The 13,552-nt window shown below is 74.2% G+C and carries 18 protein-coding genes; 12 read left to right on the top strand and 6 right to left on the bottom strand.

All coding sequences use genetic code 11. The features are described 5' to 3' along the window. Nucleotides 1-528: hypothetical protein (locus WD250_17880; GenBank protein MEX2622082.1), on the top strand; the 528-nt coding region annotated here is incomplete at its 5' end. After that, a complete protein-coding gene (locus tag WD250_17875) occupies nucleotides 525-1,301 on the top strand; it encodes an SGNH/GDSL hydrolase family protein (protein MEX2622081.1) in 777 nt (258 codons plus the stop codon). The genes WD250_17880 and WD250_17875, both read left to right, overlap by 4 nt. A gap of 57 nt (nucleotides 1,302-1,358) precedes the next feature. On the opposite strand, the gene WD250_17870 is transcribed toward WD250_17875, so the two are convergent. Then, on the bottom strand, nucleotides 1,359-2,438 hold the full coding sequence (locus WD250_17870) for a class I fructose-bisphosphate aldolase (protein ID MEX2622080.1): 1,080 nt from the start codon (nucleotides 2,436-2,438) through the stop codon (nucleotides 1,359-1,361). A 139-nt stretch (nucleotides 2,439-2,577) separates the two neighbouring features. Here WD250_17870 and WD250_17865 point away from each other — a divergent pair, with 139 nt between their 5' ends. The 7 genes from WD250_17865 to WD250_17835 all read left to right on the top strand — a co-directional run bounded on the left by WD250_17865 (nucleotide 2,578) and on the right by WD250_17835 (nucleotide 9,327). Further along, nucleotides 2,578-2,781 (top strand): dodecin family protein, encoded by a 204-nt coding sequence (locus WD250_17865; GenBank protein ID MEX2622079.1) that lies wholly within the window; start codon nucleotides 2,578-2,580, stop codon nucleotides 2,779-2,781. Beyond that, nucleotides 2,782-4,056 (top strand): adenylosuccinate synthase, encoded by a 1,275-nt coding sequence (locus WD250_17860; protein MEX2622078.1) that lies wholly within the window; start codon nucleotides 2,782-2,784, stop codon nucleotides 4,054-4,056. A gap of 22 nt (nucleotides 4,057-4,078) precedes the next feature. Next, on the top strand, nucleotides 4,079-5,368 hold the full coding sequence (gene purD, locus WD250_17855) for a phosphoribosylamine--glycine ligase (GenBank protein ID MEX2622077.1): 1,290 nt from the start codon (nucleotides 4,079-4,081) through the stop codon (nucleotides 5,366-5,368). A gap of 121 nt (nucleotides 5,369-5,489) precedes the next feature. After that, entirely contained in the window at nucleotides 5,490-5,939 is a 450-nt protein-coding gene (locus WD250_17850) for a DMT family transporter (protein ID MEX2622076.1), read from the top strand. Nucleotides 5,940-6,261: 322 nt separating this feature from the next. Beyond that, nucleotides 6,262-7,584, top strand: coding sequence for a hypothetical protein (locus WD250_17845; protein MEX2622075.1), 1,323 nt, complete (start codon nucleotides 6,262-6,264; stop codon nucleotides 7,582-7,584). Nucleotides 7,585-7,615: 31 nt separating this feature from the next. Further along, nucleotides 7,616-8,893 carry an adenylosuccinate lyase gene (gene purB / locus WD250_17840; GenBank protein MEX2622074.1) on the top strand — a complete coding sequence of 426 codons (1,278 nt, stop codon included), beginning with the start codon at nucleotides 7,616-7,618 and terminating at the stop codon, nucleotides 8,891-8,893. Then, a complete protein-coding gene (locus tag WD250_17835) occupies nucleotides 8,890-9,327 on the top strand; it encodes a hypothetical protein (GenBank protein ID MEX2622073.1) in 438 nt (145 codons plus the stop codon). The genes purB and WD250_17835 overlap by 4 nt, the downstream gene beginning before the upstream one ends. A 289-nt stretch (nucleotides 9,328-9,616) precedes the next feature. Here WD250_17835 and purE read toward each other — a convergent pair whose 3' ends face one another. The 5 genes from purE to WD250_17810 are packed head-to-tail and all read right to left on the bottom strand — an operon-like array spanning nucleotide 9,617 to nucleotide 11,928. Continuing rightward, nucleotides 9,617-10,144 (bottom strand): 5-(carboxyamino)imidazole ribonucleotide mutase, encoded by a 528-nt coding sequence (gene purE, locus WD250_17830; protein MEX2622072.1) that lies wholly within the window; start codon nucleotides 10,142-10,144, stop codon nucleotides 9,617-9,619. Between the two features lie 51 nt (nucleotides 10,145-10,195). Continuing rightward, nucleotides 10,196-11,116, bottom strand: coding sequence for a non-homologous end-joining DNA ligase (ligD, locus tag WD250_17825; GenBank protein MEX2622071.1), 921 nt, complete (start codon nucleotides 11,114-11,116; stop codon nucleotides 10,196-10,198). After that, nucleotides 11,113-11,391 (bottom strand): acylphosphatase, encoded by a 279-nt coding sequence (locus WD250_17820; GenBank protein MEX2622070.1) that lies wholly within the window; start codon nucleotides 11,389-11,391, stop codon nucleotides 11,113-11,115. Before WD250_17820 ends, ligD begins: the two co-directional genes overlap by 4 nt. A 49-nt stretch (nucleotides 11,392-11,440) precedes the next feature. Beyond that, entirely contained in the window at nucleotides 11,441-11,806 is a 366-nt protein-coding gene (locus WD250_17815) for a nucleotidyltransferase domain-containing protein (GenBank protein MEX2622069.1), read from the bottom strand. Continuing rightward, the gene (locus WD250_17810; protein MEX2622068.1) at nucleotides 11,803-11,928 is read right to left on the bottom strand and encodes a hypothetical protein; all 126 of its coding nucleotides are present in this window, start codon (nucleotides 11,926-11,928) and stop codon (nucleotides 11,803-11,805) included. Before WD250_17810 ends, WD250_17815 begins: the two co-directional genes overlap by 4 nt. Before the next feature lie 151 nt (nucleotides 11,929-12,079). Between WD250_17810 and WD250_17805 the strand changes: the two genes are divergently transcribed. The 3 genes from WD250_17805 to purS are packed head-to-tail and all read left to right on the top strand — an operon-like array spanning nucleotide 12,080 to nucleotide 13,516. Then, on the top strand, nucleotides 12,080-12,370 hold the full coding sequence (locus WD250_17805) for a hypothetical protein (protein ID MEX2622067.1): 291 nt from the start codon (nucleotides 12,080-12,082) through the stop codon (nucleotides 12,368-12,370). A gap of 10 nt (nucleotides 12,371-12,380) precedes the next feature. Then, on the top strand, nucleotides 12,381-13,274 hold the full coding sequence (locus tag WD250_17800; protein MEX2622066.1) for a phosphoribosylaminoimidazolesuccinocarboxamide synthase: 894 nt from the start codon (nucleotides 12,381-12,383) through the stop codon (nucleotides 13,272-13,274). A 2-nt stretch (nucleotides 13,275-13,276) separates the two neighbouring features. After that, nucleotides 13,277-13,516 (top strand): phosphoribosylformylglycinamidine synthase subunit PurS, encoded by a 240-nt coding sequence (gene purS / locus WD250_17795; GenBank protein MEX2622065.1) that lies wholly within the window; start codon nucleotides 13,277-13,279, stop codon nucleotides 13,514-13,516. Nucleotides 13,517-13,552 lie beyond the last annotated feature (36 nt).

Raw genomic sequence — 13,552 nt, 5'->3', positions numbered from 1 at the left:
CGCGCCGCGGCGTCCGGCACGGCTGGCACGGCCGACCCGGACCGCCCGGACCGCCCGGACCGGCCGGACACGGGCGATGCCGGACCCGGCGCCGGTCCCCGGGCCGGGTCGGGGACCACCGGTGTCGGATCGCTGCTGCTGCTCGGCGCCGACGACCGCGACGGGCTGGCGCTGCGCGACGAGATCGCCGCGGCGCTGCGCGACCCGGCGTCGCGCGTCTGGCACCCCGAGGCCGCCGAGGCGGTCGCGGCAGCCCGCGCCGACCGCCGCCACCACCTGCCGACCCTGGCCACCTGGGCCGAACGCGCGGCGTGGCCGGCGGCGCCGCGACTGGCGGCCCTGCGCATCCCGGCCCTGCTCGGCGTCGGCGCCGCCGACGCGCGCCGCGAGCACGCGCCCCGCCTGGCGCAGCTGTTCCACGACGCGCGGCTGGTGACCGTACCCGGCGATCGCCGCTCCGTGCTGCTCGCCGACGAGCTCCTCACGACCGTCACCCGCTTCCTCACCGACCACGGGGGTGCCAGGTGACCAGACGCGGACGGCTCACGCTCGGCCTGGCCGTCGGTGTCCCCGCCGCCACCGTCGCGCTCCTCGCCGCGCAGGTCTACTACGCCGCGACGGTCGACCGCCCCGACCTCGAGCCCACCTACGAGATGCGCGCCCGCGTGGAGGTCCCCGGCGACGCGCGTGCGCTGCGCCTGGTCGTGATCGGCGACTCGCTGGCCGCGGGCACCGGCGCGCCCACCGTGGCGGGGGCCCTGCCCACGCAGATCGCCGAGCGGGTCGCCGCCGAGCTGGACCGGTCGGTCGCGGTGCGCGGGCACGCGGTCTCGGGCGCGCGCACCGCCGACGTGTTCGACACGCAGGTGCCCCTGATCGCCGAGTCCGAACCGGACGCCGTGGTCATCGTCGTGGGCTCCAACGACGTGACGCACGCCACACCGCCGTGGACGCTGCGCAGCCGCACCGACGACCTGCTGGAGGCCACCAGGGCGGCGGCCCCCGGGACGCCCATCGTGCTCGCCGGCATCCCGCTGTTCGGCGGGGCGGATCGCCTGCCGCTGCCGCTGCGCTGGGTGGTGATGGCCTACGCCCGGCCGCTGCGCAGCGCGCAGGCCGAGGTCGTCCGCGAGACGCACGGGGTGGCCTACGTCGACATCGCCGGCGACGCCAGCCCCCGCTTCCGCGGGGTGCCCGACGCGATGAGCGCCGACGGCTACCACCCGTCCCCCGTCGGCTACGCCTTCTGGGCCGACGCGATCGCCCCCGCCGTCGTCGACGCTGTCGACCCCACCACGTGAGGGTCCCCGGGATGCACCACTCGCGAGCCGCGAGGCTCGCAGCCCGTCCCGGAGGGGTCAGGCGATGGTGACCTCGTCGCAGAGATAGACGTCCTGGATGGCGTGGAAGAGCGCGATGCCCTCGTCGAGGGGGCGCTGGAAGGTCTTGCGGCCGCTGATCAGCCCGATGCCGCCGGCCCGCTTGTTGATGACCGCGGTGCGCACCGCCTCGGCCATGTCCGAGGACCCCGACGACGCGCCACCCGAGTTGATCAGCGGGGACCGCCCGTTGAAGCAGTTGAGCACCTGGTAGCGGCACAGGTCGATGGGGTGGTCGGTCGTGAGGTCGGCGTAGACCTTGTCGTGGGTCTTGCCGAACCCGTCGCCGACCGCGCGGTAGCCACCGTTGGACTGGGGGATCTTCTGCTTGATGATGTCGGCCTGGATCGTCACGCCGAGGTGGTTGGCCTGGCCGGTCAGGTCCGCGGCGTCGTGGTAGTCGGTGCCCCCGACGCTGAACGCCGCGTTGCGCAGGTAGCACCAGAGGACGGTGAACATGCCGAGCTCGTGCGCCTCGGCGAAGGCCTCGCTCACCTCCATGATCTGGCGGTTGGACTCCTGGCTGCCGAAGTACACGGTCGCCCCGACGCCGGCGGCCCCCAGGTCGAACGCCTGACGCGGGCTGGCGAAGGCGATCTGGTCGTAGCTGACGGGGTAGGTCAGCAGCTCGTTGTGGTTGAGCTTAGCGATGAAGGGGATCTTGTGCGCCCACCGCCGGCTCACCGCGCCGAGCACACCGATGGTGGACGCGACAGCGTTGCAGCCCGCCTCGTGGCCGAGGCGCAGGATGTTGTCGGGGTCGAAGTACGCCGGGTTGGGCGCGAAGCTGGCCGCCCCCGAGTGCTCGATGCCCTGGTCGACCGGCAGGATCGACAGGTAGCCCGTCCCGCCGAGGCGCCCGTGGTCGAGCATGGACTGCAGGCTGCGCATGACCTGTGGGCTGCGGTCGGAGCCGGCCAGCACCCGGTCGACGAAGTCCGGCCCCGGCAGGTGCAGCAGCGACGCGTCGACCGTCGAGGACTTGTGGTGCAGGAGCGTGTCCGCCTCGCCGGCCAGCAGCTCGGCGATGCGGTCGGTCGTCCCCGTGGTCGCGCTCATCGTCTGTGCGTCCTTCCCGCCGCGAGGCACTGAGCGCATACCCTACCGAACGCGCCGCCCGGCTAGCCGCCCGGTGGGTCACCGCGTAGGATTCCCGATCGTCGGGGACCGGACAGACGTCGAGGATGGGACCACCAGCATGGCCGTCATCAAGACCATCGACCTCGTGGGGGTGTCGACCGAGTCCTGGCGCGACGCTGCCACCAAGGCCCTCGACGAGGCGGGCAAGACCCTGCGGGGCATCGAGGGCTTCGACGTGCTCGAGACATCCGCGACGGTGACGGACAACCGCATCGACGAGTACCACACCCACGTCCGCATCCGCTTCCGCCTGGAGCGGTAGATGCCGGCGCTCATCCTGGTCGGCACGCAGTGGGGTGACGAGGGCAAGGGCAAGGCCACCGACCTGCTCGCCGACGACGTCGACTTCGTCGTGCGCTACCAGGGCGGCAACAACGCCGGCCACACGATCATCGTCGGCGACCGCACCCTGAAGCTGCACCTGGTGCCCAGCGGCGTGATGTACCCCGACGTGGTGCCGGTGATCGGCGACGGGGTGGTGCTGGACCCCGGGGTGCTGCTGGAGGAGCTCGACGAGCTCGTCGCGCAGGGCCTCGACGTCTCGGGCCTGAAGATCAGCGGCAACGCCCACCTGGTCATGCCCTACCACCGCGAGCTGGACCGGGTGACCGAGCGCTACCTCGGCCGCCAGAAGCTCGGCACCACCAAGCGCGGGATCGGGCCGACCTACGCCGACAAGGCGGCCAGGGTCGGGCTGCGGGTGCAGGACCTGTACGACATGAAGATCTTCCGTCAGAAGCTCGACGTCGTGCTGAAGGAGAAGAACGCGATCCTGTCGCGGGTCTACAACCGCCTGCCGATGACCGCGGCCGACATCGAGACCGAGTACGCGGTGTACGCCGAGCGGCTGCGCCCCTACATCACCGACACGATGGCGCTGCTGCACGACGCGCTGGAGGCCGGCAGGACGGTGCTGCTGGAGGGCGCCCAGGGCACGCTGCTCGACCTGGACCACGGCACCTATCCGTTCGTCACGTCGTCCAATCCGGTGGCGGGCGGCGCACTCACCGGCGCCGGGCTGGGACCGAAGGACATCGACCGGGTGATCGGGATCACCAAGGCCTACGTCACCCGCGTGGGCTCGGGGCCCTTCCCCACCGAGCTGGACGGCGACGTCGCCGAGCGCCTGGGCCGGGTCGGCCACGAGTTCGGCACGACGACCGGCCGGCGGCGGCGGGTCGGCTGGTTCGACGCGGTGCTCGCCCGCTACGCCGCCCGCGTCAACGGCCTGACCGAGCATTTCCTCACCAAGCTCGACGTGCTGAGCGAGTTCGAGACCCTGCGGGTCTGCCGCGCCTACCGCTACCAGGGCCAGGACTACGACCACTTCCCGCCCCACCAGTCGATCTTCCACCACGCCGAGCCGCTGTACGAGGAGCATCCCGGCTGGACCGTGGACATCACCGAGATCACCGAGTACGCCGACCTGCCGAAGGAGGCCCGGGCGTACGTCGACCGCCTCGAGGAGCTGTCGGGGGTGCCGATCCGCTGGGTGTCCGTCGGCCCAGCACGCCGCCAGACGCTCGAACGCGCGTGACCCCGCCGGCCACGGTCCACGGTTGCCGGCGCCGGAGGCGGCGGTGAAGATCCTGGTGCTCGGCGGGGGCGGACGCGAGCACGCGCTGTGCTGGTCGCTGGCGCGCTCGGCGTCGGTGGATGCGGTGCTGTGCGCGCCGGGCAACGCCGGCATCGCCGCGGTCGCCGACCTGCGCACGGTGGACCCCGCCGACCCGGACGCGGTCGTGGCCCTGGCCCGCGGGCAGGGGTGCGACCTCGTCGTGGTCGGTCCGGAGGGCCCGCTGGTCGCCGGGGTTGCCGACGCGCTGTCCGCTGCCGGGATCGCGGTGTTCGGGCCCAGCGCCGCGGCCGCCCGCATCGAGGGGTCGAAGTCGTTCGCGAAGGACGTCATGGCCGCGGCGGGCGTGCCGACCGCCGGCTACTGGACCGGCACCGACCCCGTCGAGGCCCGCCGGGCCCTCGACGGGTTCACCGCGCCCTACGTCGTCAAGGCCGACGGCCTCGCGGCCGGCAAGGGCGTGCGCGTCTGCGCCGATCGCGCCGCGGCCGAGGCCGCCATCGACGCCGCGTTGGTCGACCGCGCGTTCGGCGCGGCGGGGGCGCAGCTGGTCATCGAGGAGTTCCTCGACGGGCAGGAGCTGTCGGTGTTCGTGGTCTGCGGTGGGGGGCGCGCCCACCTGCTCGGCGAGGCCCAGGACTTCAAGCGGGCGTTCGACGGCGACGCGGGGCCGAACACGGGCGGCATGGGCGCCTACTCGCCGGTGCCGGCCTTCGACGCCGACCTTTCCCGGACCGTGGTGGCGCGCATCTTCCAGCCCACGCTCGACGAGCTGGCCCGGCGCGGGACCCCCTACGTCGGCGTGCTCTACGGCGGTCTGATGCTCACGGCCGACGGACCGAAGGTCTTCGAGTTCAACGCCCGCTTCGGTGACCCCGAGGCCCAGGTGCTCCTGCCCCGGTTCGAGGGGGATCTCGCCCGCCTGCTGGCGTCCTGCGCCGGCGCGGGCGGCGACCCCGGCGCCTGGTCGTGGAGCCCGCAGGCCTGCGTCACGGTGGTCCTGGCCTCCGGCGGGTACCCGGGGCCCTACGCGACCGGCGAGCCGATCGCCGGCCTGGACGCCGCCGCCGCCGTGCCCGACGCCCTCGTGTTCCACGCCGGCACGCGCCGCGAGGGCGACCGGGTGCTGACCGCCGGGGGACGGGTCCTCGCCGTGTCGGGCCTCGGTCCCACCATCGACCGGGCACGGACCACCGCCTACCGCGCCGCCGACCACATCGACTTCGCGGGTGCGCACCGGCGCACCGACATCGCGGCCCACCCGACCCGCTGACCCCCCGGCCCTCCGGTGTGGGGTCGAGGCCACCGCTGCGGTGCGGTGGACCCCGCACCCGGCGTCAGGCCAGGCCCGGTGCCCTAGGGTCGCCCCTCGACCGTCACCCAGGAGGTATCCCATGACCGTGCCGATCGCCGCGGCGCTGGCGGTGTTCGTCGGCGTCCTCGTGGCCACGCAGGCCACGGCCCTGTCGTCCCTGACCCGCGAGATCACCCCGCTGGTGGCGGCCTTCTGGGCGCAGCTGTTCGGGGTGGCGGTGGCCGCGGTGCTCGTGCTCGTCGCCCGCCAGCCGCTGGTGTGGCCCGCCGGCGTGGCGCCGTACGCGGTGCTCGTCGGGATGTGCACCGTCGGCATCGTCGCCTCGATCGGCGCGGTGGTCGCCCCGCTCGGGATCGCCACCACGCTGGCGGTGGTCACCGGCGCGCAGCTGCTCCTTGGCCTGGGGCTCGACGCGATGGGAGCCACCGGCCGGACGATCCCACTGGACGCCCGGCGGGTCGTCGGGGCGCTGCTGATCGTCATCGGGGTGCTGCTGGTCTTCGGGCGCGGCCAGCAGCCCACCGCCTGACCCGTGGATCGCCGGAGCTCGCGGAGGCGATCCTCCGCTGTGCCGCGCGAGGCGGTCGCGCAGCGACCGCCATGGGATCCTGACCCGTGGATCGCCGGAGCTCGCGGAGGCGATCCTCCGCTGTGCCGCGCGAGGCGGTCGCGCAGCGACCGCCATGGGATCCTGACCCGTGGATCGCCGGAGCTCGCGGAGGCGATCCTCCGCTGGATGCACCCTGCACCTGTCCGCTCGGCCAGGCACGCCGGGGTGCGGGTCGTGCCGGACCCGGCTGGATAGGGCAGCCTAGGCACAGACCGCTGACCGCCTCCCGCTGGGACTTCGCATGCGTGCCCGCTCCCGCAGTGCCCGCACCGTCGTGGGTGCGCTGGTGGGCGTGGTCATGGTGGCCGGCGGGGCGCTGCCCGCGGCCGGCCAGGCCGCCGCGGCGACGGCGCAGCCCGCCCTCCGGGTGACGGCACCGGAGGCGGACGCCGTGGTGCGAGCCGCCCCGACCGTCGTGGTGCGCGCCGACACGCCGGTCGAAGGCGTGACCGCACGCCTGGTGCGCGACGACACGACCCTCGTCGAGGCGCGCCAGACCGAGCCGTCCGACACCGGCGCGTACCGGGTGGGCCTGTCGGCCCGGCGGCTGGCCGCGGTCGCCAACGGCCCGGCCCGGGTCCAGGCACGGGCCGGCGACGAGGACGCGTGGACCGGCCACACGGTCGTCCTCGACCTCGACCCCCTGCCCACCAGGGTGAGCGCCGCAGCGGAGGGCGACACGGTCGAGGTGGCCTGGGTGCCCGTGCCCCTGGCACCGGAGGGCCGCTACGAGGTGCAGCGCAGCACCGACGGCGAGCACTTCGCGCACATTGCGGCCCGCGAGTCCCGGGCGGACATCACCCTGCGCGACCCCGACCGCCCACCGGGGACCTACTCCTACCGCGTCGTGGTCACCCGCCCCGGCGCCGAGCCGGGAACCCGACGCCGCGCCACCTCCCCGGCGGTGTCCGTCGTCGTCCCCGAACCAGAACCCGAACCGGAACCGGAACCGGAACCGGAACCGGAACCGGAACCGGAGCCCACCCCCGAGCCGCAGGTCACCGCGCAGCCGTCACCGCAGGCCACGCCGCAGCCGTCACCGCAGGCCACGCCGCAGCCGGGTGCGGGCCCCGCCCCGACCGACCGGGCGTCCGCCGGCGACCCCTCCTCCGGCGAGTCCGGCGAGTCCGACGATCCCGCGCCGGGCGCGGCGGCCGGCGACACGTCCGCCGATGCTGCGGCACCAGGCGCCGATGACGTCGCGTCCGCGGGGCAGTCGGCACCGGGCGAGCCGGCCACGCCCCGATTGTCCTCGTCGCTGCCACGGTTGCAGTCCCGCAGCGGGCAAGCGCTCGACGACATGATCGCCTACGACGACGTGCCGGCCCCCCAGGTGGCGCCCCGTGAGCGCGACCGCGGCGCCCGGGCGGCGCCCCGCGAGAGCGACGGCAGCGCCCGGGCGGCCCCCCCCGCGGGGGGGGCCGTGCCCGACCAGGCCAGTGCCGCGGGCCCGGGGACCCTGGACGTCATGTCGGCAGACCCACGGCCGCGGCCGCCGATGGCGGCGCTGGTGGGTGTCGTGGTCTTCGCCGCGGCGTTGTTCGCGTTGCGCCGGCGGGTCTAGGCCACCCGACGGGGCCCGCTACGCTGCACCCATGATCCCGCGCTACACGCTGCCCGAGATGGGCGCCCTGTTCACCGATGAGGCGAAGCTCGCCACCTGGGTCGAGGTGGAGGTGCTCGCCTGCGAGGCGCACACCGAGCTCGGCGTAGTCCCCGCCGCCGACCTGGCAGTGATCCGGCGCGGCCGATCGCCGAGCCCCGAGCGCGTGCGGGAGATCGAGGCCGAGACCAACCACGACGTCATCGCCTTCCTCTCCGCGTTCGCCGAGACCATCGACGGTGACGCGAGCCGCTGGGTGCACTACGGCATGACGTCGTCGGACCTGCTCGACACGGCGCTCGGCGCGACGCTGGCGCGTGCCTGCGACCTGGTGCTGGCCAAGGCCGACCGGCTGGTGGCCGTCTGCAAGGGGCGGGCGCTGGAGCACTGGGAGACCGTCTGCGTCGGGCGCACCCACGGCGTGCACGCCGAGCCGACGACGTTCGGGCACAAGCTCGCCCAGTTCGCCTTCGCCGTGGACCGCGGGCGGACGCGGCTGCGGGCGGCGCGCACCGCCGTCGCCGTCGGGTCCATCTCGGGCGCCGTGGGCACCTACTCCAACATCGACCCGTCCGTCGAGGCCTACGTCTGCGAGCGCCTCGGCCTCGGTGTCGAGCCCGTGGCCACCCAGGTCGTCGCCCGCGACCGCCACGCCGAGCTGGTCTGCGCCCTGGCCGTCCTGGCCGCATCCGTGGAGCAGATCGGCCTGGAGGTCCGCCACCTGCAGCGCACCGAGGTCCGCGAGGTCGAGGAGGCGTTCGGCAAGGGCCAGAAGGGGTCCTCGGCGATGCCCCACAAGCGCAACCCCATCACGGCCGAGCGCATCTGCGGCCTCGCCCGCGTCGTCCGCGGCCACGCGGTGACCGCGCTGGAGAACGTGGCGCTGTGGCACGAGCGCGACATCAGCCACTCATCGGCGGAGCGGGTGATCCTGCCCGACGCCCTGATCGCCACCGACTACCAGCTGCACCTGGCCACGCGACTGGTCGAGGGCCTGCGCGTGTTCCCCGACCGGATGCGCGCCAACCTCGAGGCCACCGGCGGGCTCGTCTACTCGTCGCAGGTGCTGCTCGCCCTGGTGGACACCGGTCTGTCCCGCGACGACGCCTACGCCACCGTCCAGGCCGCGGCGATGCGCACGTGGGAGACCGGCAGGCCCTTCCGTGAGACACTGGCCGAGCAGGGCTACGAGCTGCCCGAGGGGGCGTTCTCGCCCGAGGGCTTCCTCCACCGCCACGACACCGTCCGCAAGCGCTTGGAGAACCTGTGAGCCTGCACCTCCGCACCCGCCTGCCCGCGCTGACCCAGTCCCTGGCCGACGAGGAGCCGTCGGTGGTCGCTCGCCTCATCGGCCAGGTGCGCATCGCCATCGGCGTCGTCGTGCTGCTCGCGCCCCGAGCCGCCACCCGCCGTTTCCTGCGCGCCGAGGACGCCGCTCCAGACGCCCTGACCGCATGGCGGATGGCCGGCGTGCGGGACGTCGCGCTCGGCCTCGGCACCGTGATGGCTGCCCGCAAGGCCTCCCCGTCCCTGCGGGGATGGGTCGAGGCCAGCGCCCTCGCCGACGCCGGCGACGTCTACGCGTTCAGCCGTGACGGGGCGTTCTACCCCGTCCTGCGCGCCGCTGCGGGGCTGACCGCCGGAGCCCTCGCCGGCGTCGGGATCTGGACCGCCCGCCGCCTCGGCGACCCCGACCCCGAGTAGCGGCGACTTCCCGTCTGGTCTCGGAGGGAGCCCTCCGGGACCGAAGCCGAACGCCAGCTCGCGGTGGCGGTGTCGCTGGCCGGCGGGCCCTGCACCCGCCGAGGGGTCTGGCGCACCCCCACGGTGCGAAAGACCTCGCACCACCCCGCCCACGAAGCAGATTCCGCGGCGTCCAGCTTGAGCTGAGCTGTTGAGGCACAACGCCGGTAACGGCATGGCGGCACCGAACCGGATAGGCCGGAGGCGGTGGGGACCAGGCCGCCTGGCGACCCTGATCCGCATCGTGCCGCTACCCGAAACCGAAGCCGCGGGACTCCTGGGGGTCGAACTCGCCCCGCACGGCGACGTCGCGTTCGCGGACCTTATCCGCCAGGCGCTCGCGGAAGGCGTCGACCCGTCCGCGGATCTCCTCGTCGGTGGCGCCGAGGATGCGTGCCGCCAGGATCCCGGCGTTGCGGGCGCCGTCGACGGCCACGGTGGCGACCGGAACCCCCGGCGGCATCTGCGCGATCGCGAGCAGCGAGTCCAACCCGTCGAGGTTGCGGCCCGAGATCGGCACGCCGATCACCGGCAGGCTCGTCACGGCGGCGATCACCCCGGGCAGGTGCGCGGCCATGCCGGCCCCCGCGATCAGCACCTGCAGGCCACGGTCGGCGGCGCCCCGTGACCACGCCAGGGTCTCGTCGGGGGTGCGGTGGGCCGACAGCACCCGTACCTCGCAGGGCAGCGCGAACTCCTCGAGCGCCTCGACCGTCTGGCGCATGACCGACAGGTCAGAGTCGCTGCCCATCACGATGCCGACGACGGGGTCCGCCATGTGCTGCCTCCTGGGTCTCGCGGGTCCGGTGCGGTGCGTGCGCGGGCGAGCCTACCGCTCCCCGGCGGGCGCGTCGGGCGTGGTCCGGGCCCGGGGACTGCGGTCGGCCGCCGGGTAGCCGGCCTCGGCGAGGGCGGCGCGCGCCCGCTCGATGCGCTGGGGCGGCGGCGGGGCGGCCCAGTGGTCGGGGCGCTGCAGGGCGGTGGCGATCGTGAACGCCGTCGGGTCGAGGCCCTCGTCGACCTCCTCCCACGCCAGGGGCATGGACACCGTGGCGCCCGGGTGGGCACGGGGGCTCCACGCGGCCGCCAGCGTCTGGGCCGGCCCGGCCCGCGACCAGTCGAGCAACAGGCGCTCGCCGCGGTCGGCCTTGCGCATCTCGACGGTGAGCTCGTCGGAGTGGCGGTCGGCGCACGCCCGGGAGACGGCCAGCCCGAAGCCCCGCAGCTCGCCGAAGGTGTAGCGCCGCTGCACGGGGACGTACAGGTGCAGGCCGCGTTTGCCGCTGGTCTTGACCAGGCTCGGCAGGTCGAGCTCGTCGAGCACGGCCCGCAGCCACCAGGCGGCCCGGGTCACCGTTGGCCCGCCGTCGCCGGGATCGAGGTCGAACGCCAGCACGTCGGCCCGGTCGGGCCGGTCCACGCGGGAGAACCAGGGATGGAGCTCGACGGCGTTCTGCTGGGCGAACCACTGCAGGTCGGTGACATCGTCGGCCAGCGCGTAGGCGACCTCCCGCTGGGAGGTCTCGGTCCACACCCGGTAGCGCCCGATGGAGGCGGGTGCAAAGTCCGGCAGGTTCTTCTGCAGGAAGCCCTCGGCGTGCACCCCGGCGTTGTGGCGCTTGAGGGTCAGGGGCCGGCCCGCCAGCTGCGGCAGCAGCCGGTCGGCCACCGCCGTGTAGTAGTCGTGCAGGTCGCGTTTGGTGACGCCGGCCTCGGGCCAGAGGACCTTGTCGGGGCTCGAGAGCCTCACACGATCACGAAACCGGACTCGTCGTCGACGCGCTCGACGTCCTCGACGTCGATGGCCTCCACGGACGCCTCGCCGGGACCCTGCCGGCAGAAGGCCACCGCCTGGTCCACGGCGTCGCGGGGCCCCTGGAACTCGGCCTCGACCCGGCCGTCGGGCCGGTTGGTCACCCAGCCGGTCAGGCCGAGGCGCTGGGCCTCCCGGCGGGTCGAGTCGCGGAAGAACACCCCCTGCACCTGCCCTTCGGCGAGCACCCGCACGCGCACCTGGTCGCTCATGGGCCTGTGCGTACCCGGTCACGGGGATGGTGTACCGGCGAGGTTGCCATCAGCGGCCGCTCAGGTTCGCGTCGGCGACGAGCCACACCCCATCCCGGGCGGCCTCCAGCGCGATCGGGTTTCCGCGGTCGCGCTGGTGACGCCACTCCTGCGGCGTCCACACGATCGGCTCGACCCCAGGGGGCGGGTCTCCCATCGCCTCCAGTCGCTCCCAGTACCCGCGTGCCAGGCCCTCGGCGATGACGAGGACGTCCACGTCACTGGATTCGTTGAAGTCGCCGCGGGCGACCGAGCCGAACACCACCACAGCCCGGACCTGCACGCGTTCCGCAACGGCCGCGACGAACGACCGAGCCTTCGCCAGCAGCCGCTCCTGCTCGGCCCGTCGGCGCTCGAGCACAGCCTCGGCCCTCACTCGTCCACCCCCTCCGTGGCCGACTCCTCGTGTGCGGCCACGATCCGCTGCCACACACCCTGCGCGAAGGACAGCGCCGCCTCGGCGTCGGCCAGCGCCTGCGTCGAGTGCTGGCCCTTCAATGCCCACAGCGGCGGCGGCTGTCACCGGTGGTGCGCCCCCGCGACCCGCCCCCGCCCGGCGCCTCGTCGCTCATGGGCATGTGCCTACCCGCACCGGGGGAGGGTGTATCCGGGCCGGTCGCGCCCGCGGCCGCCAGGGAGGAGCAGACCGATGTGGGCATTCGCGTCGCGGCAGTTCCGCCGGTGGCTGATCGTCGCGGTCGGGGTGCCGGTCGCCGCGTGGGCACTGGACCGTCTCGGCGAGCAGCTCGAGGCCCGCCGCGGTGAGACCACCCTGTCCCAGGCGGTGCGCACCACCGGAGCGGCCCTGCACCGCCGGGGACGCGGACCGTTCGCGGGCCGCCGGGGCGGGGCTGGCGGTCGGCCCGGGGACGAGGGCGGGCTGGCGGCGCGCGACACCCGCCGGGGCAACCGGGGCGGGGACCCCGGGCCGATCCGGTAACCTGCCGGGCATGGACGACCTCTCCGCTCTCACCGGGATCGAACGCGTCGGCTCCGGCAAGGTCCGTGAACTCTACGCCGTGGATGGCGACCTGCTGCTCGTCGCGACCGACCGCATCAGCGCCTTCGACGTCGTGCTGCCCACGGCCATCCCCGACAAGGGCAAGGTGCTGACCGGGATCACGGTCTTCTGGCTGGACCACCTGGCCGACATCGTGCCCAACCACCTGGTGACCACCGACCCGGCGGCGTTCCCCGATGTGCTGGGGCCCCACGCCGACGCGCTCACCGGCCGGGCGATGCTGTGCCGGCGCGCGGACATGCTGCCCGTGGAGTGCGTCGCGCGCGGCTACCTCGCCGGCTCGGGCTGGAAGGAGTACCAGGCCGGCGGGCGCGTCTGCGGCATCCCGCTCCCCCAGGGGTTGCGCCAGTCCGACCGGCTGCCGGAGCCGATCTTCACGCCGGCGACCAAGGCCACCGACGGCCACGACGAGAACATCACCTTCGAGCAGGCCGCCGAGATCGTGGGTGCCGACACCGCCGCGCGCCTGCGTGACCTGACCCTGTCGCTGTACAGCGCGGCGCACGAGCACGCCGAGGCCTGCGGGGTGCTGCTGGCCGACACCAAGTTCGAGTTCGGCTACGTCGACGGCGAGCTCATCCTGTGCGACGAGGTCCTGACCCCCGACTCCAGCCGCTTCTGGCCCGCCGACGACTACGAGCCCGGCCGCGGGCAGGCCTCCTACGACAAGCAGATCGTCCGCGACTGGCTCGAGACGGTCGACTGGGACAAGACCCCGCCCGGCCCGGAGCTGCCCGACGAGGTCGTCGCCCGCACCCGCGGCCGCTACGTCGAGGTCTACGAGCGGCTCACCGGCCGACCCTTCGACCGGTGGGTGGGCTAGCCATGGCCCGCGTGCACATCGCCGTGATGCTGAAGGACGAGATCCTCGACCCGCAGGGCCAGGCGATCGAGCGCGCGCTGCCCTCGCTGGGGGTCACCGACGTCCGCGCGGTGCGTGTGGGCAAGCACATCGTGGTGGACCTGGCCGACGGCGACGACCTCGACGAGCGCGTCGGCGACATGGCCCACCGCCTGCTCGCCAACCCGGTCATCGAGGAGTTCACCTTCCGCGTCGAGGCCTGACGACTCACGTCTCAGTATCCTCAGGGCGGTCGCTGC

It is taken from the genome of Egibacteraceae bacterium (assembly GCA_040905805.1).
Lineage (GTDB): Bacteria > Actinomycetota > Nitriliruptoria > Euzebyales > Egibacteraceae > DATLGH01.
Note: the sequence above shows the minus strand (reverse complement) of the source record. Positions and strands in the feature narration are given on the sequence as shown.

What these genes read in the sequence shown, in the direction of transcription:
- WD250_17870 (MEX2622080.1), bottom strand. Translation starts at nt 2,438, where the DNA reads ATGAGCGCGACCACGGGGACGACCGACCGCATCGCCGAGCTGCTGGCC.
- WD250_17865 (MEX2622079.1), top strand. Translation starts at nt 2,578, where the DNA reads ATGGCCGTCATCAAGACCATCGACCTCGTGGGGGTGTCGACCGAGTCC.
- WD250_17860 (MEX2622078.1), top strand. Translation starts at nt 2,782, where the DNA reads ATGCCGGCGCTCATCCTGGTCGGCACGCAGTGGGGTGACGAGGGCAAG.
- WD250_17850 (MEX2622076.1), top strand. Translation starts at nt 5,490, where the DNA reads ATGACCGTGCCGATCGCCGCGGCGCTGGCGGTGTTCGTCGGCGTCCTC.
- WD250_17845 (MEX2622075.1), top strand. Translation starts at nt 6,262, where the DNA reads ATGCGTGCCCGCTCCCGCAGTGCCCGCACCGTCGTGGGTGCGCTGGTG.
- purB (MEX2622074.1), top strand. Translation starts at nt 7,616, where the DNA reads ATGATCCCGCGCTACACGCTGCCCGAGATGGGCGCCCTGTTCACCGAT.
- purE (MEX2622072.1), bottom strand. Translation starts at nt 10,144, where the DNA reads ATGGCGGACCCCGTCGTCGGCATCGTGATGGGCAGCGACTCTGACCTG.
- WD250_17820 (MEX2622070.1), bottom strand. Translation starts at nt 11,391, where the DNA reads ATGAGCGACCAGGTGCGCGTGCGGGTGCTCGCCGAAGGGCAGGTGCAG.
- WD250_17805 (MEX2622067.1), top strand. Translation starts at nt 12,080, where the DNA reads ATGTGGGCATTCGCGTCGCGGCAGTTCCGCCGGTGGCTGATCGTCGCG.
- WD250_17800 (MEX2622066.1), top strand. Translation starts at nt 12,381, where the DNA reads ATGGACGACCTCTCCGCTCTCACCGGGATCGAACGCGTCGGCTCCGGC.
- purS (MEX2622065.1), top strand. Translation starts at nt 13,277, where the DNA reads ATGGCCCGCGTGCACATCGCCGTGATGCTGAAGGACGAGATCCTCGAC.